The organism is Flavobacterium sp. (assembly GCF_041392085.1).
Lineage (GTDB): Bacteria > Bacteroidota > Bacteroidia > Flavobacteriales > Flavobacteriaceae > Flavobacterium.
Genome location: NZ_JAWKMW010000008.1, coordinates 76,770 through 98,934 on the forward strand (window position 1 = coordinate 76,770; position 22,165 = coordinate 98,934).

Here is a 22,165-nt window from a genome sequence, read left to right on the forward strand (position 1 = left end):
TTCTTCAAAACAGAAACCTTTCTCGTTCAAGTGAACAAATAATCGATGAATGTTAAAATTTTAAAAATATTATTACAAAACTTTGACAAGCAATACATATTTTCTTAAAAAAGAAAACAAAAAAACCTCCTGTATGGAGGTTTTTACTAATTGTTTACAGTTACTTATTTATTGACCTTCTTGGTTGATGTGATACCATCTTCTGTTGTTATTTTTACTAAAAGAATACCATTACTTACTTTGTGTAACGCGGTTGTGAATGTTGAAGCATCTATATCTTTAGACTCGTAAACAAGTCTTCCTTGTACATCAAACACTTGAATATTGTTTATAATAGCTGAACCGGCTTGAACATTCAACACATTATCTTTAACAAATACGATAGTTTGATTGGCTAAATCAGGAGTAACCACACTTAAGGTTGACTGATAAATTACTTCGAAACGATTGGCAAAGACGCCTGATTCAGCAGTAAACTGATAAGCTGAATCTCTTAAGTTATGCTCAATTCCAACTAGATTATCTTTTACAAAAATTTCTTCATCCGTTGTAAACAAACCATCAAGATTAGCTAATGAAATGGAATACGTTCCGGCTGTTTCCGTTTTAAAGCTTAATGGTACGATATCCAAAGCAGAATAAGTGCCTCTAGCTTGTACAGCATATTCTTCTGTGCCAATCAACGATGTTAAGGCGGTTTGGCTATCGTTAATGTACTTTCCATCATACATTGCATCAAAATTAACAGAGGAATTTTCTAAATAAGCAATCATGGTTTGACCTAACACATTTTGTTCATTACTTATATTCAACCAAATTCTACTTCTGTTTTCATCAACATTTCTAAAAAATTGATTATCTTGGTTAGCTATTCTCATTTCATTAGTAAACACTAAAGAAGTTGACGTAGAACGAGCGATAAACCCTTGACCTACTTGAATAATTCCATTGGGTACTTCAGCGTTACTACTACTAGATCCTGTTCCTGCTCCTCCGGCTAAAGTATACGTTGCGTATGCCGAACCGGTTGCTCCGTTTATTTTTCGCCAAAAGTATAAAGCTTCTGTCAAACCATTCTCGTTGATAAAGTCATCTGCACTAATCGTAGATGGGTAAGGATTACCTACCGCATTATAGGTATTTGTATCCACTGTTACCGTTACATCACCGTTGTGTGGTTCACCCACAAACGTCCCAGTCCAAGTTGTTGGAGTAGTTGGATGATTATCCGCAGCACGAATTAAATAGCCTGTACCCTCCGCAAAATTATTGGCTGCAGGAGCTATTGTTGTGTATTGATTATTAGATGGATTGTATACATAAAAACGATTAGCCAATGTTGCCGGTGAAAAATCCAATAGGTTTTGCCCAACAACAGGCGAAGACCACAATGTGTAATCCAAACGCATAATTTCAGCACTATTTCTTTGAACGGTAATAGAACCAATATTGTTCACATCATTAGATTGAATTAAGTTGGCATTATTTTCAACAACTACCTCTGCTGCTGTTAATTCATTTTCAAAAATATCTTCAACAGTAATAGTCGTACCCGAACTAACCGTTAATGAACCTGATACTACGTTGAGTTTCTTTGCGATAAACTCACCATCAGTAGCTGTTTCAAAAACTCCATCAATAATAGCATCAATTGTTGCATCCGGACCGTCAATGTTTGACCATTCCGTTCCGTTCCATGTCACCACAGATGGCTTGGTTGTTACTTCAATTTCATTACTGTTTCCTGAGGTAACAGTTCCTAGTACAGCACGAACTACATAGTAGTAAGTTGTTTCAGGATTTAAACCGGTTACCTCGTATGAGGTCACATTATTTACATTTTCATTTTGTAAAACATACGTTGAGGATACGCCACCGTCAAAAGTATGTGTACCTAGATTGGTAACGGTATCTTCAGCCGAACTAGTCCATTGTCCCGCATCATAAGTTGTTGTCGGAGAAATTATTGATGAATTTCTGGTTAAAGTCGTATTAATTGCAAAATTTGCACTACTCCCAATTGTTCCCACAACGTCAATATTTGTTCCTAAATAACGTAAAGCGATAACATCATTTCCATTAAAAGTCATTACTGCCACAGCAGTACTGATATCAGAAGTTCCACCCCAAACAGTAGCAGAGCTATTTCTTATGACAAAAGTAGAACCGTTAGCTAATGATCCCGATAATGCTAATGTTCCCCCTGTAAAAGTGTTCCCGTTGGAATAAATAGCCAAATCATAATCTGCCAAATCAACGTTTGCTCCAGTTCCATTATAAATTTCAATGTACTTATTGTTAGAACTTCCCTCAACATATTCTGAAATAAATAAATCAGTTGCCACTATTGTTTCTTGCTCATAGACATCAATTTCATAACTTGTTGCTGCTGCTACTGAATTCCAATTAGCAGTAAATACCGTTTGTCCAATTAAGGTTCCTGCCGTAGCCACGGGAGTACCTAGAGCTTCAACCGTTAAAACTCCATTGTCATTATTCCAAACACCACTTGTTCCACCATAAACATATGTACCACTTCCTGTTTTGATAAAACGAGAAGCGTAATAATACGTTCCGGGTGTTAAACCTGTACCTAAATTTACTTGGTATTCATCATTATTTCCTGAATCGGTGTTATAGGTTGTTGATAACCAAGTCCAAGTTCCGTCCGGAGTTGTGTTAGTAGTAGAATAACCAATCTCTACTGTTATATTTGCTCCTTGCCCAGCTCCTTCAGTCACTCCAGGCTCATACACCTGTGCATAAATTGTTTCTGTTTCACCTTCGGTGATAGTAGCCGTAGCTGGAAACTGAATATTAGCGAAATCAACAACATCTGCATTTACATTTAAGGTAATATTGTTGTTATTCCATACACCGGAAGATCCTCCATAAACAAAAGGTCCGGTTCCTATTTGAAAACGAGCAGCATAATAATACGTCCCGATTGGTAAGCCACTCAACGTAGCTTGGTATTCATCATCATTACCATATTCTGCATTAAAAGCAGCCGGAACCCAAGTCCAACCTATGTTGGAAGGATCATCATTTGTTGAAGAATAACCCACCCAACCAAACAGGTTAGCTTGTTCACCTGACAATGTGGTTAATCCAGGTTCGTAAGCACGGATATAAACCGTTAAACTTCCACCTTCTAAAATTGTTTGCGTTGTATTTGGAAACTGCACTACAGCATAATCTACCAATTGAGCAGCCAAGGTTGTTTCAGACGCAGAACCGCCAAAAGCAGTTTCTACATTGGCCCCATTTCTTGCTTTTACTTGAAAAGTATAGTTGGTAGCAGTTGTTAAACCGGTTACAGTTGTTGTTGCCCAATCGGAGGTGGTTTGCCAAATAGCTGTTGCTCCTAATGTTCCATCTGCTTGTACATATTGACCTCCTGTTTCTTGAATAACATATTCAGTTGTAGCAGGATTTCCATTTTCTGTAGTTGTATTTACAGTAACATCTAAGGTTGTTTGCAATGGATTATTAACCACTACTACTCCCGGAGTTGCCGCTAAGGTATAAAAGGTTAAATCACTGCCATAAGTTGGTACAGCACTTACTGAACCTACTGCTCTATAATGATACAATGTATTCAAAGCTAATGAACTAACATAAGCATCGATGTCAGTTGTTGTTGTTCCTGTTACAGGACTCGGTGTAGCTGTAGCGGTACTTCCATAAGCAACAGTAGTTCCGTATTCAAAACTGGCATTGGTTGTTGTTCCATTAGCATTAATTGTTCCCGTTAAGAAAGCATCAACAGTACCTTCTAAACCACTATTGGAAGTTGTGGTTACGGTTGGACCTGCAGGGGCAACAGTCCAATTTATTGTTACATCATCAATAGCTAAACCATGGTCAGCACCAGTATGATCAGGATCTTCCCACTTCAGCATAATATACTCATTATTCGCTAGAGATAAACTTGGTATTGATATATTAAAAAGTGTAACTTTATTAGTAATTAAATTTCCATCTAAAGCCGTTGCTGCTGTTGCAGAAGCTATAGGACTTGTAGTTGATAAAGCTGTTACTTGTGTCCATGTTCCATTACTATTTGGATTTAAATTAGTTATTGTAGAAGAACTTATTTTATACCAAAAAGTTATGACGTGTGCGGTTGCATTATTTTCTTTTCGCCATTGTTCTAAGGTATAAGTTATTTTCAAATCTGTTAATGTAGCACCTGAAATATTTCTTAAAAGAACTCCGTGAGCAAAACTCCCTGCTGCTGCATTACCAGAACCAACAGTTCCTAAAGCTCTATCAGAAGATGATGTTGTACCAAAACTGTAAAGATTACCCCATTTGATGTTCCGGTACCTGCTGCATATGTTGTTCCTGAACCGGTTCTTTGAGAATACCAATTTGGAATTGCACTGTTATTAGTCCATGTATTTGAAGTTCCAGTGGAGGCTAAAGTATTAAAATCCTGAGAATGGCTTCCCGTAGTAGACATATTAACTTGTCCAATTACTTGTTGCCCAAATAAAAGCATAATTATAGTTAAAAATCTCAAGTAAGTTTTAAGTAAATTTAAATTCATAAAAAAAAATTTTAGTTTTAAAAAAGTAACAACCAAATTTGTTAAATCGGGTGCAAATATAACGTTAAAATGTTACACTTTACCGATTTACTAAAATTTCTGATTATGAAATAGTTAATTCTTTGTAATGAAAAATAACTAAGCAAAAAACCTCCTTAATTTAAAGGAGGTTTTCATTTAGTTAATGTTTATTTTAGTATATTATTTTTTTGGATACCGTTGTTCCATTTTGTGCGATTATTTGCACTAAAAGCATTTGTGATTGGGTTGCTCCCATTGGAATTGTAAGATTGGTTGTAGCATTATTAAGGGATGAAGCTATTAATCTTCCACTTAAATCGTAAACATATACTGTTGCTATTTCCTCTTGAATTGAGCGAATATTTAAATCATTATTTTGATTAACAACAATAAAATGATTGGCGTTAATTATCGGCTCACTCACAGACAAAGCTTCTTGATAAACTAGTTCAAATCGTTCAGAAAAAACGCCTGTTTCACTTACAAATTCATACGGTGATTCTGTAATATTATGCCAAATTCCCAATAAATTATCTTTGATAAAGATGGCAGAATTATCGTTAAAAACACCATCTTTTTCATTTAAAACAATAGTGAATGCTCCTGCTGTAGTTGTCTTGAAACCCAATTGCACTACATCTGTATTTACAAATGGTAACGATCTTGCCTGAATAGTAAAAGGCTCTTGATCTAATATCGTATAGAAAGCATTTTCACTATCATTAATGTATCGACCATCTAATGCTGAATCAAAATAATCGGTAGCCTCAGAACGGTAATTGACTAAAATTTGACTGTAAAAACCATTCTCACCGGTTGCTGTTATTCGCAAGCGATTATTCTCTATATCTGATGAACTTCTAAAAAATTGGTTGTTGTTGTCACCAATTCGCATGGAATTATCAAAATTAACCGACGTTGAGGTAGATTTAACGATAAATCCTTGACCTACTTGTATCACTCCATTGGGTACTAAACCAAGTGGATCGCCCGAATTAGAACCTGTCCCAACACCACCGGCTAAAGTATAGGTTGCATAGGACGAAGCCGCAGCATTATTCGTTTTTCTCCAAAAATACAACGCTTCTGTAATTCCGTTTGTAGTGATAAAATCATCAGCATCGATTGTTGATGGATATGGATTTCCTACTGCGTTATAAGTATCATTTGCAACAGATACAGTAACATCACCGTTGTTAGGCACTCCATTAAAAGCACCGCTCCATACCGTTGGTGTTGTTGGATGATCATCTGGCATACGAATCAAATAACCGGTAGCTGCCTCAAAATCATTGGTCAACGGTGCAATTGCATTGTATAGATTTGTTGTAGGATTATAAATGTAAAAACGATTTGTCAAAGTATTTGGTGAGAAATCTAATAAATTTTGGTCTGCCACCGGAGAAGACCATAATGCATAATCTAATCGCATTATTGAAGCCGAATTTCTTTGAACAGTAATTGCTCCAGAATTATTATTTGAGGTTCCGGCTTGGATAAGATTGGCGTTGTTTTGAATAGTTACATTATCATTTGCAATTAAATCTTCTGTAACTGTTAGATTTTGTCCTGCATTCACCACCAATTGACAACCGCTACTTACTGTTAAATCTTTTGCAATTGTTGTATCATTTGCCAAAGTTTTTGTTCCGCTTCCGGAAAGAACCAAATTGGCATACGAATGTGTTGTAATAGTCTGATTGCTTAATGCATTGTATTCAATAGTAGAATTTGCTCCTAAAGTTAGATTTAAATTATTACTGCGAATTGTAAAATCGTTTGCACCAAACAATCCATTTGAACGGGTTGTTTTTAAAGTTCCGTTTATAGTAAAACTTCCTGTTCCACTATTAGAACTCATTTGCACATTATTAGCCGTTAAAACTGCACCTGAATTGATGGTGAAATTTCTAAAATCAATAAAATTACCGGAAGAAAAAAGTTCTACATTTCCACTTACGACTAAACTAGTTGTATTTCCACTATATTCACCAAACATGGTTCCACTACTTCTAACAGAACCATTGCTTCCACTCATTGTAATTGTTCTATTTCCGCCGATTGCACGAAAACGTGAAAAAGGAGAAGCAATGTCTAAACGATTTCTGACATCAATATTTCTACCAATCACAAGGTCTTGGGTTCCCGAAGGAACATTAATTGTCATATCCCAAACTGTTGCTGGTTGTGAAGAACCAAAAGTATATCCAGCTCTTGTTTCAAAAGAAACATGATTGGCATCAAAAGGATTTGTTGTTCCAGAATTTGTTGTATTTACAATTGAATAATAACCATGGAATCTTGGACTAGCAATTGCTCCACTTGGGTTTAGAGAAGCATCTGGCAATTGATGATAAATACTACCTGGATTAACCCGACTGTTACAGTAGCCTAACCAATTAAAAGCAGTAGGTCTCCCTGAACCGGTTAACGCAGACCAAGGAATTCTACATTCTTTGTTTCCACTAGCGTCGTTAGTTCTTTCTGAACCTCCCACAGCAATAAATGTATTCCAACCACCAGATCCATTAGCGGTTTGATATTGTAAATAGGAATTCACCCAATAGATATTAAAATCTGCTCTAAAAGGAAGTACAGGCGTAATTCCCCAATGTGTGATTCCTGTTAAGTTCCCGTTAGAATTACTTCCGCCCGAAACCGGAACAATTGGGTTTATATCAAAATAAATAACAACAGGTTCATCTCCGGTAGTTGATTTGCGGAGATACAAATAAGTATCATCCCAACCCATTGCCCAACCATTAGTACCGGATGCATAACCCGTGTCAATTGAACCATCTATTGAAGGTGGTGAAGAAAAAAACTGTCCGTATGAGAAAACAGAATACAAAGTGATTACTAACGAGTAAAGTTTTAATCGCATTTTAAGTAGTTTTTGGTTAATTTGTTTGTTTGGTGTTAAATTTAGAAATAAATTAGTACAAAAATACAATAAATAATTTATTTACAATAAATTAACATCAACTACAACGTTTTAGTGTTAATAAAATTACGTTTTTTGAGTGTTTTTACCTATATATCTGTAAATTGATAAAATTTGATAAAGGATATTCGTAATTTTTGACTTGATAAATTATCTAATCGATTAAATTAATAGACACAAATTTTAAATTTGCTACTTGATAGGATTAAAATTTGTCATCGCATTTATTTTATAAAACTGTAACTAATGAAGGGTTTTGAGAAGTGTCGGGTAAATGTCGGGTCAATTCCCACCCAAATTATTGGAACAAAAAGAGAAGGGTTGTAGTATTGCCTAAAATTAAATCATCACATCATGAAACAACCGGAACTAGGTAAGATCATCACCAACTTACGCAACGAAAAAGGACTTACGCAAGAAGAATTAGTGGACAAATGCAACATCAGTGTGCGAACCATTCAACGCATTGAAGCAGGAGAAGTAACACCAAGAAGTTTTACCATTAAAACCATTTTGGCTGCATTAGATTATAATTTGGAAAACTTAAAATCATTATTTCCAAATGAAGAAAAAAGGAATTGGAGTGTTTCCAAAAATCAAGTTTTAGCTCTGAATTTAGCAATTATTGCCGGAATAATTTACTTTTTTATCGGTTTTGTGGAAGTTTATTTTGACCTTGACATTGAAGATTTCAAAACCGTGAACACATCAACTTCGATTTATATTTCCGTAAAACTGATTTCATTGGTTAGTATGGTGTTTTTATACACCGGATTTGTGGTAAGTGGAACTATTTTTTCAAATTATTTATTACGAATTAGTTCCATCGTTGCCATTTTTACTTTTGGTATAGGTTATGTTTTTGATATTTTTACTTGGTATAATCCGCTCGATTCTGAAGAATATTTTCTGGTGGTTTTATCCATCATTTTTGGATGTGCTTATGTGTTAAATGGGATTGGCGTTTTACGATTAAAATCTCATTTAGATAAAAATTTACCAACGTTAACCGGAATAATTTTAATTATAACCGGAGCAACTTTTATTGTTGTGTTTCTATTCCTAATTGGTGTTTTCTTACTCATTCCATTGACGATTTTACAGATTATTTTGCTTTATAAAATTAAAGAAGAAATCACAAAATAGTAGTCACAAAAAAAGCCCGGAATTTCCGGGCTTTTACATCTAATCGAAATATTATTTTTGTTTGAAAGCGTTCTTTCCAGGAAAGTAAGCCACATTTCCTAATTCTTCTTCAATGCGAAGCAATTGATTGTATTTTGCCATACGATCAGAACGTGACGCCGAACCGGTTTTGATTTGACCACAATTTAATGCCACTGCTAAATCGGCAATAGTGTTGTCTTCAGTTTCTCCAGAACGGTGTGACATCACAGAAGTATACCCAGCATTATGAGCCATATTTACCGCAGCAATTGTTTCAGTTAACGTACCGATTTGGTTCACTTTTACTAAAATTGAATTAGCAATACCTTTTTGAATTCCGGTTGATAAACGTTGTACATTGGTCACGAACAAATCATCCCCAACCAATTGAACCTTATCCCCAATTAAATCTGTCAAATATTTCCAACCATCCCAGTCATCTTCATACATTCCGTCTTCAATAGAAACAATTGGGTATTTAGCGGCTAATTCTGCCAAATATTCAGCTTGCTCAGCAGAAGTTCTTATTTTTCCTGTTTCGCCTTCAAACTTCTTGTAATCATATTTTCCGTTTACATAAAACTCAGAAGCAGCACAATCTAAGGCAATCATAATATCTTCACCAAAAGTATAACCGGCATTTTCAACGGCTAATTTAATCGAATCTAAAGCATCTTCTGTTCCACCGGCAAGGTTAGGAGCAAAACCTCCTTCGTCACCAACTGCTGTAGATAAATGTCGATCATGTAATACTTTTTTTAAATTATGAAAAATTTCGGTTCCCATCTGCATAGCATGGGTAAAACTCTTAGCTTTTACAGGCATAATCATGAATTCTTGAAAAGCAATCGGAGCGTCTGAATGTGAACCACCATTGATAATGTTCATCATTGGAACCGGCAAGGTATTAGCAGAAACTCCACCCACATAGCGGTATAATGGCATTCCTAATTCATTGGCAGCTGCCTTAGCTACTGCTAAAGAAACACCCAAAATAGCGTTTGCCCCTAAATTAGATTTATTCGGAGTTCCGTCTAACTCTATCATTGTGTGGTCAATTAGATTTTGTTCGAAAACTGACATTCCTACAATTTCTTCTGCGATAATGGTATTAACATTGTCAACGGCTTTTAAAACTCCTTTTCCCATATAGGCTTTCCCACCATCACGTAATTCTACAGCTTCATGCTCTCCAGTAGAAGCTCCTGATGGTACTGCAGCCCTTCCTAAAATACCATTTTCTGTTATAACATCTACTTCAACAGTTGGGTTTCCTCTCGAATCAAGAATTTGTCTTGCATGTACTTTGATTATAATACTCATAATACTGTTTTTTTATTATTTTTTAGTTACTTTTTTTGAAAGATACACAAATTTAAGGATTCTAAATTTGGATTCTTATATATTGTTAGAAAGTTATAAACGCAAACGTTTTAGTGTAAAAAAAGGCCTGACAATTAAAAAACTGTCAGGCTCAGATTAATTTATGCTTCTTGTAACGTTGCTTTTTTTATGTTGGAAATGAAATCATCAAACAAATAAGATGAATCGTGAGGACCGGGACTTGCTTCCGGATGGTACTGAACCGAAAAGCAGTTTTTTGATTTCATTCGCATTCCGGCAACTGTTCCATCGTTTAAATGCTCATGGGTAATTTCCAATTCGGGGTGTTTTTCAAGTTCTTCTCGCACAACAGCAAAACCATGATTTTGCGAAGTAATCTCACCCTTTCCGGTAATTAGATTTTTGACAGGATGATTTATCCCTCGATGTCCGTTAAACATTTTATAAGTAGAAATTCCGTTAGCCAAACCAATGATTTGATGACCAAGACAAATTCCGAATAATGGTTTATTGTCGTCAATGATTTGTTTTGCTACTTCAATTACGCCGGTCAATGGTTCCGGATCACCGGGACCGTTGGACAAAAAGTAACCATCCGGATTGAAACTTTGCAAATCAGCAAAAGTTGAGTTGTATGGAAATACTTTAATGTAGCAATCTCTTTTTGCCAAATTGCGAAGGATATTAGTTTTAATCCCCAAATCTAATGCCGAAATTCTATACGTTGCTTTCTCATCTCCAAAACAATAGGGCTCTTTGGTAGAAACAACTGAGGCCAATTCTAATCCTTTCATGTCGGGAACATTTGCTAGCTGATTTTTTAGCTCATCAATACTTGTTCCATCGGTGCAAATTACAGCATTTTGTGCTCCATGTTCACGAATATAACTTACTAATGCCCGTGTATCAACATCTGAAATGGCAATTAAATTTTGTTCTTCAAAATAGTTATATAAGCTTCCGGCTGCATCGGGTCGGGAATAGTTAAAGCTAAAATTCTTGCAAACTAATCCGGCAATTTTAATGGAATTTGATTCTACTTCTTGGTCATTTACGCCATAATTTCCAATGTGTGCATTGGTAGCCACCATAATTTGTCCGAAATAAGATGGATCCGTAAAGATTTCCTGATAGCCTGTCATTCCGGTGTTAAAGCAGACTTCACCAAAGGTTTTACCGCTAATTCCGATTGATTTTCCGTGAAAAATGGTGCCATCTGCTAGTAAAAGTATGGCAGGTTGTCGCGTAGTGTAGTTCATTGTTGTGTGTTGTTTTGCAAATTTAGTTTAAATTCTGAATTCGGGAAAGTTTTTTTTCTTAGGCTCTTAGGAACTGTGGTACTGAGGTACTAAGGTTTTGATGATGGCTTCTTATGTAATTCATTCTTTTTGTGGTTTCCTTTTAGCCCCGATTGTAGCGGTATCCTTTTGTGTAGTTTACGGAACAAAAGATATAGCGGAAAGCGGGAAAATGGTTTCCTGAAAAAGCCCGAGCGATTCGCTTCTGAAAAAATCAAAAAAAAAGGACAAACTCGCAAGTTTATCCTTTTTTATTATTTGATAATAAATTTCATTATTCAGCAGCTTCGGTTGTTGAAGTTGAATCAGCAGCTGGAGCTTCAGGTGCTTTTGCTTCCGGAGCAGCAGCTTCTGTTTTCTTAGCTTTTCCACCACGACGGCTTTTTGCTTTTTTCTCTTCTTTTTTACCTCCGTTGTATAGTTCGTTGAAATCTACTAATTCGATCATCGCCATATCAGCGTTATCTCCTAAACGATTTCCTAACTTGATGATACGTGTGTATCCCCCAGGACGATCACCTACTTTTGCGGCAACTTCTCTAAAAAGTTCAGTAACACCATATTTATTTCTCAAGTAAGCAAAAACGATACGTCTGTTATGTGTTGTATCCTCTTTTGACTTTGTAATCAATGGCTCAATAAATTGCTTCAACGCTTTTGCTTTAGCAACAGTTGTATTGATTCTTTTGTGTTCAATTAATGAACAAGCCATGTTCGCCAACATTGATCTTCTGTGACCTTGTTGTCTGCTTAAATGATTTACTTTTTTTCCGTGTCTCATGACGTGTTTTTTTAAACCTTCATCTTGCTTCTATCCTCTTTGGAGAGCAAACTATGAAGTAATTTATTCTTTATCTAATTTATATTTTGACAAATCCATTCCGAAATGTAAGTTTTTGATTGCCACAAGTTCATCTAACTCAGTCAATGACTTCTTACCAAAATTACGGAATTTCATTAAATCGTTTTTATTGAATGACACTAAGTCACCTAATGTTTCAACTTCAGCCGCTTTTAAACAATTTAATGCTCTGACAGAAAGATCCATATCCACAAGTTTAGTTTTTAATAACTGTCTCATGTGCAATGACTCTTCATCATACGATTCTGTTTGAGCAATTTCATCAGCCTCTAACGTAATTCTTTCATCAGAGAATAACATAAAGTGGTGAATCAAAACTTTAGCCGCTTCTGTTAAAGCATCTTTAGGATTAATTGAACCATCAGTTTTGATCTCGAAAACCAATTTTTCATAATCTGTTTTTTGCTCAACACGGAAGTTTTCGATTGCATATTTTACATTTTTGATTGGTGTAAAAATAGAATCGGTAAAAATAGTTCCGATGGCTGCATTTTGCTTTTTGTTTTCTTCTGCTGGAACATATCCTCTTCCTTTTTCAATGGTTAACTCCATATTGATGTTAACTTTTGAATCTAGATTACAGATAACTAATTCTGGGTTTAGCACTTGAAAACCGGAAATAAATTTTTGGAAATCACCAGCTGTAATTTGTTCTTTACCTGAAAGAGAAATAGTTACTGTTTCATTGTCCACTTCTTCAATTTGACGTTTAAAACGGACTTGTTTTAAATTCAAAATAATTTCGGTAACATCTTCAACTACACCTGAAATAGTAGAAAACTCGTGATCTACGCCTTCAATGCGTACAGATGTAATAGCATATCCTTCAAGAGCGGAAAGCAAAACTCTTCTAAGTGCATTACCAACAGTCAATCCATAACCGGGTTCTAAAGGTCTAAATTCAAATTTACCTTCAAAATCGGTTGAATCGATCATGATAACTTTATCGGGCTTCTGAAAATTAAATATTGCCATAATTTCGACTACTGTCAATTATTATTTGTTGTATAACTCAACGATTAGTTGTTCTTTGATGTTTTCTGGGATTTGTAAACGTTGCGGAACGGTTACAAAAGTACCTTCTTTAGTATCATTGTTCCAAGTGATCCACTCGTAAACTTTGCTTGAATTAGCTAAAGAACTGTTGATAGCTTCAACTGATTTAGATTTTTCACGAACTGCAACTTTATCACCCGGTTTAAGATGGTATGAAGGAACGTTCACGATTTCACCATTGACAGTGATGTGTCTGTGCCCTACAATTTGACGAGCTGCTCTTCTTGATGGAGCGATACCCATTCTGTATACCACGTTGTCTAAACGAGCTTCACAAAGTTGTAAAAGGATTTCACCTGTTACTCCTTTTGATGCAGCTGCTTTTTCAAATAAATTTCTGAATTGTTTTTCAAGAATTCCGTAAGTGTACTTCGCTTTTTGCTTTTCCATCAACTGAACTGCATATTCAGATTTTTTTCCTCTTCTTTTGGCTAAACCATGTTGCCCTGGAGGGTAATTTCTTTTTTCGAAGGCTTTGTCTTCTCCGAAGATAGCTTCGCCGAATTTACGAGCTATTTTAGTTTTTGGACCAGTATATCTTGCCATTTTAAATTGTTTTAAGGTAGTGATTATGAATTCAGGTCAAATCCTTCGATAATCGATCTCTACCTCGGGTTATACTTAAAAAAATATTCAAAACTGAACTTAATCAGTATTCATTAAACTCTTCTTCTTTTTGGAGGTCTACATCCGTTGTGTGGCATTGGAGTAACGTCGATAATTTCAGTTACTTCAATTCCGCCGTTATGGATTGAACGAATAGCTGACTCACGTCCGTTACCTGGTCCTTTCACATACACTTTCACTTTCTTTAACCCTGCTTCAAGTGCAACTTTAGAACAATCCTCTGCAGCCATTTGAGCCGCATAAGGTGTGTTCTTCTTAGAGCCTCTAAACCCCATTTTACCGGCAGAGGACCAAGAAATTACTTCTCCTTTTTTGTTTGTAAGCGAAATAATTATATTATTAAAAGTTGCATTAATATGAGCCTCACCCGTTGATTCAACGATAACTTTACGTTTCTTAGTTGTTGTCTTAGCCATATTACTTATTATTTAGTTGCTTTTTTCTTGTTAGCAACAGTTTTTCTTTTACCTTTTCTTGTTCTTGAGTTGTTTTTAGTTCTTTGTCCTCTAAGTGGTAGACCCGCTCTGTGACGAATTCCTCTGTAACAACCAATATCCATAAGACGTTTAATGTGTAACGATACTTCAGAACGTAATTCACCTTCTATTTTGTAGTAGGAAACTGCGTCACGAATTGCACCGATTTCATCATCGTTCCAATCTTGAACTTTTTTGTCTTGACTAACTTGAGCTTTTTCTAAAATCTCAATAGCTCTGCTTTTACCAATTCCGAAGATATAGGTTAAAGCAATAACTCCTCTTTTGTTTTTAGGTATATCTACCCCTGCAATTCTTGCCATAATTATCCTTGTCTTTGTTTAAATCTAGGATTCTTTTTGTTAATAACGTACAATCTGCCTTTTCTGCGTACGATTACGCATTCGGCACTTCTTTTCTTTACTGATGCTCTAACTTTCATTGTGAAATAGCTTTAATATCTATAAGTAATTCTTGCTTTTGTCAGGTCGTAAGGGCTCATCTCCAATTTTACTTTATCACCAGGTAATAATTTAATATAATGCATTCGCATTTTACCGGAAATATGAGCAATCACTACGTGACCATTTTCTAATTCTACGCGGAACATCGCATTTGATAATGCTTCAATGATTGATCCGTCTTGTTCTATTGCTGATTGTTTTGCCATAAAAATTAAGCTACCGCTTTTCTATTTTTACCACTTTTCATCAAGCCATCGTAATGTCTATTCAACAAATAAGAATTTACTTGTTGCATAGTGTCAATAGCAACTCCTACCATAATTAATAAGGATGTCCCTCCAAAAAACATACCCCAATTCTGTTGTACTCCCATTAGATTAACTACTACTGCAGGAAAAACTGCAATAAGAGCCAAGAAAATAGAACCAGGAAACGTTATCAACGACATCACTTTGTCTAAAAAATCTGATGTTTCTATACCCGGTCTGATGCCTGGTATAAAACCTCCACTTCTTTTCAAATCATCTGCCATTTTATTGGTTGGAACAGTAATGGCGGTGTAAAAATAAGTAAAAACAATAATTAATAAGGCAAACACTAAATTATACCAAACACCAAACATATCACTAAACGCACCAGTCACAGACTGCGCCATTTCAGTTGAGGATAGACCTGCTACAGCGGCAGGAATAAACATTATAGCTTGGGCAAAAATTATCGGCATAACTCCTGAAGCATTCAATTTAAGTGGAATAAATTGTCTATTAGCACCCATCATATCTTGTTCAAAATCACCACCGGCGGTTCTTCGGGCATATTGTACAGGTATTTTACGTACTGCCATTACAAGTAGAATACTTGCTATGATAATTAATAACCATAAAATCACTTCAAATACTAATTTCACCAAACCTCCTTGATCTTGCGTTACAGTAGAAACAAACTCTTGAATGAAGGCCTCGGGTAAACGAGCAATGATACCCACCATAATTAATAAGGAAATACCGTTACCAATTCCTTTATCGGTAATCTTTTCTCCTAACCACATAGCAAATATAGTTCCAGTTACAAGGATAACGACTGCTGAGAATAGGAATGAGAAAGAGTTAAATCCTAATAAAAATGCTTCAGATGGCAAAGTTCTATATAAGTTATAAATATAACCCGGACCTTGAACTAATGTGATAGCAATTGTTAACCAACGTGTAATTTGATTGATTTTTTTTCTACCACTCTCACCGTCTTTTTGCAATTTTTGTAAATAAGGGACAGCTATTCCCATTAATTGTACCACAATGGATGCAGAAATATAGGGCATGATTCCCAAAGCAAAAACAGAAGCTTGAGAAAATGCTCCTCCGGTAAACATATTTAGAATCGAACCGATTCCTTGATCTGTTTGTGATGCCAAACCTTCTAACTTAGAGGCATCAATACCTGGTAAAGTAACCTGTGCTCCAAAACGATAAACTAAAAGCAATCCCAAAGTAACCATGATACGGTTCTTTAGTTCTTCAATTTTCCAAATGTTAGCGAGTGCTTCAAAAAATTTCTTCATACAGTCGTAAATTATAAAGTTACAGCTTCACCACCAGCAGCTTCAATAGCAGCTTTTGCGGTAGCAGTAAATTTGTGAGCGGTTACTTTTAATTTCGATTTTAATTCACCACGACCCAATATTTTTACCAATTCGTTTTTAGTGGCCAAACGGTTGTCAATCATTACAGAAAAATCTACTGTATCTGTTACTATACCATTATCCACTAAAGCTTGTAAAGTATCAAGATTAATACCTTGATAATCTACTCTATTGATATTTTTAAATCCAAACTTAGGCACACGTCTTTGAAGAGGCATTTGACCTCCTTCAAAACCAATCTTTTTAGAATAACCTGAACGAGATTTTGCTCCTTTGTGACCTCTTGCAGATGTACCACCTTTACCGGAACCTTCTCCTCTACCTACTCTTTTATTTTGATTGTGTGTTGAACCTTCAGCTGGTTGTAAGTTACTTAAATTCATTTTGAATAGTATTATTTTGTTTCTTCTACAGAAACTAAGTGTTTAACTTTATTTACCATACCAAGGATAGCAGATGAATTCTCATGCTCTACTACTTGTCCTAATCTTTTAAGACCCAAAGCAACCAAAGTTCTCTTTTGCGTTTGAGGACAGTTGATTTGACTTTTAACTTGTTTTACTAAAATTTTTGACATAATTTCCTTGTAAATTAACCTTTAAATACTTTCTCTAAAGAAATTCCTCTTTGTTTTGCTACTGTGTGAGCACTACGCATTTGTAATAAAGCGTCAAAAGTTGCTTTCACCACATTGTGCGGATTAGAGGAACCTTGAGATTTAGATAATACATCGTGAATTCCAACTGATTCCAAAACTGCACGCACAGCACCTCCGGCAATAACACCGGTACCATGAGAAGCAGGCATCAAGAATACACGTGCACCACCGAATTTACCTTTTTGTTCGTGAGGAACAGATTGACTACTTAAAGGAATTCTAACTAAATTTTTCTTAGCATCTTCGACAGCTTTGGCGATTGCTTCAGAAACATCTTTAGATTTCCCTAATCCATGACCAACAACTCCATTTTCATCACCTACAACAACAATAGCAGAAAAGCCAAATGCTCTACCTCCTTTTGTTACTTTGGTAACACGATTTACACTTACCAAACGATCTTTTAATTCAAGACCACTAGGTTTTACTAACTCTACATTTTTGTATTGACTATACATAATTTCTTAGAATTTAAGTCCGGCAGCTCTCGCTCCTTCTGCTAATGATTTAATACGACCGTGGTATAAATAACCTCCTCTATCAAAAGTTACTGTTTCAATACCTGCTTTCAATGCTTTTTCTGCAATCAATTTTCCAACTGCATTAGCAACTTCTACGTTTGTCCCCTTGGCATCAACTCCTTTGTCTCTTGAGGATGCTGCTAAAACAGTAACTCCGTTTAAGTCATCTATCAACTGTGCGTAGATTTCTTTATTACTTCTGAATACAGAAAGTCTTGGTTTTGCAGTAGTTCCGCTTACAATCTTTCTTATTCTGAACTTAATTCTCTGTCTTCTTTCAGATTTTGTTAACGACATAATCTTATTTTTTAAGCTGATTTACCTGCTTTTCTTCTTAATACTTCTCCAACAAATTTAACCCCTTTTCCTTTGTAAGGTTCTGGACGACGGAAACCTCTAATTTTAGCGGCAACCTGACCTAAAAGTTGTTTATCATGTGAGGTTAGTTTGACAATTGGATTCTTACCTTTTTCTGAAATTGTTTCTAATTTAACCTCAGGAGCAATTTCTAAAACGATGTTGTGAGAGAAACCAAGAGCAAGATCCAATTTCTGACCTTGATTAGAAGCTCTGTATCCAACTCCAACTAACTCTAATTCTTTCGTAAAACCGGCTGAAACACCATTAATCATGTTGTTGATTAAGGCTCTGTATAAACCGTGTTTTGATCTATGATCTTTGTGGTCAGAAGTTCTTTCCACTATTACTTGACCATCTTCAATTTTAACACTAACATCTGAAAAGTCTTGTGTTAATTGACCTAACTTTCCTTTCGCTGTAACTACTCCTTCATTCACTTCAACAGTTACACCGGCAGGAATTGCAATTGGATTTTTACCTATTCTTGACATAGTTTAGTGTTTTATTAGTATACGTAACAAATTACTTCTCCTCCAACATTCAATTGTTTGGCTTGTTTACCAGTCATTAAACCTTTCGAAGTTGAAACAATAGCTATCCCTAATCCGTTAAGAATTCTTGGAAGCTCAGATGAACCTGCATATTTACGTAAACCAGGTTTACTTATTCTTTGGATATCCCTGATAACAGGCTCTTTAGTCTCTTTGTCGTACTTCAAAGCAATTTTGATGGTACCTTGAACAGTATTATCATCAAATTTGTAACTTAGGATATACCCTTGATCAAATAAAATTTTTGTGATTTCTTTCTTAAGATTAGAAGCCGGAATTTCAACCACTTTGTGGTTAGCTTTCACAGCATTTCTAACTCTGGTAAGATAATCTGCAATAGGATCTGTATACATATGTATTGATTTGCGGTAACGGTTTTCAACAAAAACATTTTCTGTTGAACCTGAAACCAATTAAAAATAATTTACCAACTAGATTTTTTAACTCCGGGGATTAAACCTTGGTTAGCCATTTCACGGAATGTTACACGTGAAATACCGAATTGTCTCATATACCCTCTTGGTCTTCCGGTTAATTTACAACGATTGTGTAAACGAACAGGAGAGGCATTTCTCGGTAATTTTTGTAAACCTTCATAATCTCCGGCTTCTATTAAAGCCTTTCTTTTTTCAGCATACTTGTCTACCGCTTTTTGTCTTTTTACCTCACGGGCTTTCATTGATTCTTTAGCCATAACTTAATTCTTTTTAAAAGGTAATCCTAATTCTGCTAATAATGATTTTGCTTCTTTATCGGTTTTGGCAGTTGTTACGAAAGTTATATCCATACCGGCAATTTTATTTACTTTATCAATATCAATTTCCGGAAAAATGATTTGCTCTAAAACACCAAGGTTATAGTTACCTCTTCCATCAAAACCGGTTGCTTTGATACCATTAAAGTCTCTTACACGAGGTAAAGATGATGTAATCAATCTATCTAAGAATTCATACATTCTTTCACCACGTAAGGTAACTTTTGCACCAATTGGCATACCTTTTCTTAATTTAAAAGACGCAACGTCTTTCTTAGATATTGTAGCTAAAGCTTTTTGACCAGTAATTTTAGTCAATTCGTCTACAGCATAATCAACCAATTTCTTATCTGAAACTGCTGCACCAACTCCTCGGCTTACAACGATTTTTTCCAATTTTGGAACTTGCATTACGTTTTTGTAACCGAACTCTTCTTTTAAGGCAGGAATAACTCTGCTTTTATATTCTTCTTTTAGTCTAGGGATATAAGCCATAACTATAAAACTTGATTAGATTTTTTTGAAAATCTTACTTTCTTATCTCCTTCTATTTTAAATCCAACTTTAGTCACTTTTTTAGACTTAGGATCAATTAAAGAAAGGTTGGATATTTGGATAGGAGCTTCTTTTTTCACGATTCCACCTTGTGGATTTTTTGCACTAGGTTTGGTGTGAACAGAAACCATGTTAGCTCCTTCAACAATCGCTTTATTCGCGTCAACAAAAACACGTAAAACTTTGCCTTCAGTACCTTTGTGGTCTCCAGCGATTACTCTTACGATGTCTCCTGATTTAATTTTTAACTTTGTCATCATTAATTGATTTAAAGCACCTCTGGTGCTAATGATACAATTTTCATGAATTGTTTTTCACGAAGCTCTCTTGCAACCGGGCCAAACACACGAGTCCCTCTCATTTCACCTGCAGCGTTTAACAACACACATGCATTATCGTCAAAACGAATATAAGATCCATCAGCTCTTCTCACTTCTTTTTTGGTTCGTACAACAACTGCAGTTGATACAGCACCCTTTTTAACGTTTCCGTTTGGTGTTGCGTCTTTAATAGAAACTACAATTTTATCTCCAACAGAGGCATAACGACGTTTCGTTCCTCCTAAAACACGGATAGTCAAAACTTCTTTTGCTCCTGTGTTATCTGCTACTTTTAATCTTGATTCTTGTTGTACCATAATTACTTCGCTCTTTCAATGATTTCAACTAATCGCCAACATTTAGATTTACTTAAAGGACGTGTTTCACTAATTCTTACAGTATCTCCAATATTGCAGTCATTTTTTTCGTCGTGAGCAACATATTTTTTTGTTTTTAACACGAACTTACCATATAGAGGGTGTTTTACTTTTTTAGTTTCAGAAACAACAATAGATTTTTCCATTTTGTTACTGGTTACAACACCAATTCTTTCTTTTCTTAAATTTCTTTTTTCCATCTTTCAGCTAGCTTACAATTATTGTAACTCTCTTTTACTTAGCTCAGTATTTAATCTCGCAATTAATCTTCTCAATGTTCTAATTTGAAGCGGATTTTGAATTGGAGAAATCGAATGAGTCGTTTTTAGATCGGCATAAGTTTTTTTAGACTGATTAAGTTTTTCTTGTAACTCAGCTACAGATAGACTTATAATTTCTGTTTGTTTCATAATAAATAAAAGATTATGCTTCGAAATCTCTAGCAACAACAAATTTAGTTTTTACAGGAAGTTTTTGAGCCGCTAAACGCAACGCTTCTTTGGCAACAGCCAAAGGCACACCTCCTACTTCAAACATAATTCTACCGGGTTTAACAACAGCTGCCCAATACTCAACTGCTCCTTTACCTTTACCCATACGTACTTCAAGAGGTTTCTTTGTAATTGGTTTATCTGGAAAAATTTTAATCCATAATTGACCTTCTCTTTTCATATAACGAGTTGCAGCAATACGTGCAGCTTCAATTTGACGTGAAGTTAAGAACGAAGAATCCATAGACTTGATTCCGAACATTCCATTAGAAAGTTCGTGACCTCTCTGTGAATCACCTTTCATTCTCCCTTTTTGTACCTTACGGTATTTTGTTCTTTTAGGCTGTAACATTTTTCTTTAAATTAAAAATTTACTTTCTTTTACGCGAATTTGACTTTCCATTTGGTTTTGCACCTCTAGGAGAATCTCCACCTTTGTTTCCACCACCGGTTTGCTTTTTATCCATACCTACTAGCGGAGAAAGATCTCTCTTTCCGTAAACTTCACCTTTCATGATCCACACTTTGATTCCCATTCTACCATAAGTAGTATGCGCTTCAGCCAAAGCATAATCAATATCAGCTCTGAAAGTTGAAAGAGGTATTCTACCTTCTTTGAAACCTTCTGAACGTGCCATCTCAGCACCATTCAAACGACCTGAAATCAAAACTTTAATACCTTCAGCATTCATACGCATTGCTGCAGCAATAGCCATTTTAATTGCTCTTCTGTATGAAATACGGCTTTCGATTTGACGAGCGATACTTGTTGCAACCAAATAAGCATCTAACTCAGGTCTTTTAATTTCAAAGATGTTAATTTGAACCTCTTTGTCAGTAATTTTCTTAAGCTCTTCTTTTAACTTGTCTACCTCTTGACCACCTTTACCGATAATAATACCAGGTCTGGCAGTAGTGATAGTAACGGTTACAAGTTTTAAAGTTCTCTCAATAATTACTTTTGATACACTAGCTTTTGATAAACGAGCATGGATATACTTTCTGATTTTATAATCTTCGGCAATTTTATCACCGTAATCATTTCCACCATACCAGTTTGAATCCCATCCTCTGATGATCCCAAGTCTGTTCCCTATTGGATTTGTCTTTTGTCCCATCTTACTT

28 protein-coding genes are annotated in these 22,165 nt (G+C 35.4%); 1 reads left to right on the forward strand and 27 read right to left on the reverse strand.

The genetic code is table 11. The features are described 5' to 3' along the window. Nucleotides 1-164: 164 nt before the first annotated feature. The 3 genes from R2782_RS07990 to R2782_RS08000 form a co-directional block, all read right to left on the reverse strand. Nucleotides 165-4,178, reverse strand: a complete 4,014-nt coding sequence (locus R2782_RS07990) for a lamin tail domain-containing protein (RefSeq protein WP_371267719.1) — start codon at nt 4,176-4,178, stop codon at nt 165-167. 86 nt (nt 4,179-4,264) lie between these two features. Then, on the reverse strand, nt 4,265-4,507 hold the full coding sequence (locus R2782_RS07995) for a hypothetical protein (protein WP_371267720.1): 243 nt from the start codon (nt 4,505-4,507) through the stop codon (nt 4,265-4,267). A 241-nt stretch (nt 4,508-4,748) separates the two neighbouring features. After that, nucleotides 4,749-7,460 (reverse strand): T9SS sorting signal type C domain-containing protein, encoded by a 2,712-nt coding sequence (locus tag R2782_RS08000; protein WP_371267721.1) that lies wholly within the window; start codon nt 7,458-7,460, stop codon nt 4,749-4,751. A gap of 414 nt (nt 7,461-7,874) precedes the next feature. Here R2782_RS08000 and R2782_RS08005 point away from each other — a divergent pair, with 414 nt between their 5' ends. Beyond that, nucleotides 7,875-8,666 (forward strand): helix-turn-helix domain-containing protein, encoded by a 792-nt coding sequence (locus R2782_RS08005; RefSeq protein ID WP_371267722.1) that lies wholly within the window; start codon nt 7,875-7,877, stop codon nt 8,664-8,666. Between the two features lie 51 nt (nt 8,667-8,717). Here the strand turns inward: R2782_RS08005 and eno are convergent, their stop codons facing one another. The 24 genes from eno to rpsC all read right to left on the reverse strand — a co-directional run bounded on the left by eno (nt 8,718) and on the right by rpsC (nt 22,158). After that, on the reverse strand, nt 8,718-10,010 hold the full coding sequence (eno, locus tag R2782_RS08010; protein ID WP_371267723.1) for a phosphopyruvate hydratase: 1,293 nt from the start codon (nt 10,008-10,010) through the stop codon (nt 8,718-8,720). A 161-nt stretch (nt 10,011-10,171) separates the two neighbouring features. Further along, entirely contained in the window at nt 10,172-11,290 is a 1,119-nt protein-coding gene (gene carA / locus R2782_RS08015) for a glutamine-hydrolyzing carbamoyl-phosphate synthase small subunit (RefSeq protein WP_371267724.1), read from the reverse strand. A 313-nt stretch (nt 11,291-11,603) separates the two neighbouring features. Then, entirely contained in the window at nt 11,604-12,110 is a 507-nt protein-coding gene (rplQ, locus tag R2782_RS08020) for a 50S ribosomal protein L17 (protein ID WP_371267725.1), read from the reverse strand. Between the two features lie 63 nt (nt 12,111-12,173). After that, nucleotides 12,174-13,166, reverse strand: a complete 993-nt coding sequence (locus R2782_RS08025) for a DNA-directed RNA polymerase subunit alpha (protein WP_371267726.1) — start codon at nt 13,164-13,166, stop codon at nt 12,174-12,176. A 21-nt stretch (nt 13,167-13,187) separates the two neighbouring features. Next, nucleotides 13,188-13,793 carry a 30S ribosomal protein S4 gene (gene rpsD / locus R2782_RS08030; protein WP_371267727.1) on the reverse strand — a complete coding sequence of 202 codons (606 nt, stop codon included), beginning with the start codon at nt 13,791-13,793 and terminating at the stop codon, nt 13,188-13,190. Nucleotides 13,794-13,906: 113 nt separating this feature from the next. Then, on the reverse strand, nt 13,907-14,290 hold the full coding sequence (gene rpsK / locus R2782_RS08035) for a 30S ribosomal protein S11 (RefSeq protein WP_129463101.1): 384 nt from the start codon (nt 14,288-14,290) through the stop codon (nt 13,907-13,909). An 8-nt stretch (nt 14,291-14,298) separates the two neighbouring features. After that, complete coding sequence (gene rpsM, locus R2782_RS08040) at nt 14,299-14,673, reverse strand: 30S ribosomal protein S13 (protein WP_169523137.1); 375 nt, start codon at nt 14,671-14,673, stop codon at nt 14,299-14,301. 2 nt (nt 14,674-14,675) lie between these two features. Continuing rightward, nucleotides 14,676-14,792, reverse strand: a complete 117-nt coding sequence (gene ykgO, locus R2782_RS08045; RefSeq protein WP_084139925.1) for a type B 50S ribosomal protein L36 — start codon at nt 14,790-14,792, stop codon at nt 14,676-14,678. Nucleotides 14,793-14,804: 12 nt separating this feature from the next. Next, complete coding sequence (gene infA / locus R2782_RS08050; RefSeq protein WP_112086714.1) at nt 14,805-15,020, reverse strand: translation initiation factor IF-1; 216 nt, start codon at nt 15,018-15,020, stop codon at nt 14,805-14,807. A 5-nt stretch (nt 15,021-15,025) separates the two neighbouring features. Beyond that, nucleotides 15,026-16,372, reverse strand: a complete 1,347-nt coding sequence (gene secY, locus R2782_RS08055; RefSeq protein ID WP_371267728.1) for a preprotein translocase subunit SecY — start codon at nt 16,370-16,372, stop codon at nt 15,026-15,028. An 11-nt stretch (nt 16,373-16,383) separates the two neighbouring features. After that, complete coding sequence (rplO, locus tag R2782_RS08060; RefSeq protein WP_371267729.1) at nt 16,384-16,836, reverse strand: 50S ribosomal protein L15; 453 nt, start codon at nt 16,834-16,836, stop codon at nt 16,384-16,386. An 11-nt stretch (nt 16,837-16,847) separates the two neighbouring features. Further along, nucleotides 16,848-17,030 carry a 50S ribosomal protein L30 gene (gene rpmD / locus R2782_RS08065; protein WP_371267730.1) on the reverse strand — a complete coding sequence of 61 codons (183 nt, stop codon included), beginning with the start codon at nt 17,028-17,030 and terminating at the stop codon, nt 16,848-16,850. A gap of 14 nt (nt 17,031-17,044) precedes the next feature. After that, the gene (rpsE, locus tag R2782_RS08070) at nt 17,045-17,569 is read right to left on the reverse strand and encodes a 30S ribosomal protein S5 (RefSeq protein WP_371267731.1); all 525 of its coding nucleotides are present in this window, start codon (nt 17,567-17,569) and stop codon (nt 17,045-17,047) included. Nucleotides 17,570-17,575: 6 nt separating this feature from the next. After that, nucleotides 17,576-17,929 carry a 50S ribosomal protein L18 gene (gene rplR / locus R2782_RS08075; protein ID WP_371267732.1) on the reverse strand — a complete coding sequence of 118 codons (354 nt, stop codon included), beginning with the start codon at nt 17,927-17,929 and terminating at the stop codon, nt 17,576-17,578. An 11-nt stretch (nt 17,930-17,940) separates the two neighbouring features. Next, nucleotides 17,941-18,483: a 50S ribosomal protein L6 gene (gene rplF, locus R2782_RS08080; RefSeq protein ID WP_371267733.1), complete on the reverse strand. Its 543-nt coding sequence runs from the start codon at nt 18,481-18,483 to the stop codon at nt 17,941-17,943. Nucleotides 18,484-18,497: 14 nt separating this feature from the next. Beyond that, on the reverse strand, nt 18,498-18,896 hold the full coding sequence (rpsH, locus tag R2782_RS08085; protein ID WP_371267734.1) for a 30S ribosomal protein S8: 399 nt from the start codon (nt 18,894-18,896) through the stop codon (nt 18,498-18,500). A 71-nt stretch (nt 18,897-18,967) separates the two neighbouring features. Further along, complete coding sequence (rpsN, locus tag R2782_RS08090) at nt 18,968-19,237, reverse strand: 30S ribosomal protein S14 (RefSeq protein ID WP_371267735.1); 270 nt, start codon at nt 19,235-19,237, stop codon at nt 18,968-18,970. A gap of 3 nt (nt 19,238-19,240) precedes the next feature. Next, a complete protein-coding gene (gene rplE / locus R2782_RS08095; RefSeq protein WP_026710304.1) occupies nt 19,241-19,792 on the reverse strand; it encodes a 50S ribosomal protein L5 in 552 nt (183 codons plus the stop codon). A gap of 2 nt (nt 19,793-19,794) precedes the next feature. Continuing rightward, on the reverse strand, nt 19,795-20,109 hold the full coding sequence (rplX, locus tag R2782_RS08100) for a 50S ribosomal protein L24 (protein WP_371267736.1): 315 nt from the start codon (nt 20,107-20,109) through the stop codon (nt 19,795-19,797). Between the two features lie 11 nt (nt 20,110-20,120). Then, a complete protein-coding gene (rplN, locus tag R2782_RS08105) occupies nt 20,121-20,489 on the reverse strand; it encodes a 50S ribosomal protein L14 (protein ID WP_007803649.1) in 369 nt (122 codons plus the stop codon). Nucleotides 20,490-20,491: 2 nt separating this feature from the next. Beyond that, on the reverse strand, nt 20,492-20,749 hold the full coding sequence (rpsQ, locus tag R2782_RS08110; RefSeq protein ID WP_371267737.1) for a 30S ribosomal protein S17: 258 nt from the start codon (nt 20,747-20,749) through the stop codon (nt 20,492-20,494). 18 nt (nt 20,750-20,767) lie between these two features. Beyond that, nucleotides 20,768-20,959 carry a 50S ribosomal protein L29 gene (gene rpmC, locus R2782_RS08115; protein ID WP_371267738.1) on the reverse strand — a complete coding sequence of 64 codons (192 nt, stop codon included), beginning with the start codon at nt 20,957-20,959 and terminating at the stop codon, nt 20,768-20,770. A 13-nt stretch (nt 20,960-20,972) separates the two neighbouring features. After that, nucleotides 20,973-21,392, reverse strand: coding sequence for a 50S ribosomal protein L16 (gene rplP, locus R2782_RS08120; protein WP_371267739.1), 420 nt, complete (start codon nt 21,390-21,392; stop codon nt 20,973-20,975). Between the two features lie 19 nt (nt 21,393-21,411). After that, a complete protein-coding gene (gene rpsC / locus R2782_RS08125) occupies nt 21,412-22,158 on the reverse strand; it encodes a 30S ribosomal protein S3 (RefSeq protein ID WP_371267740.1) in 747 nt (248 codons plus the stop codon). Nucleotides 22,159-22,165: the final 7 nt, after the last annotated feature.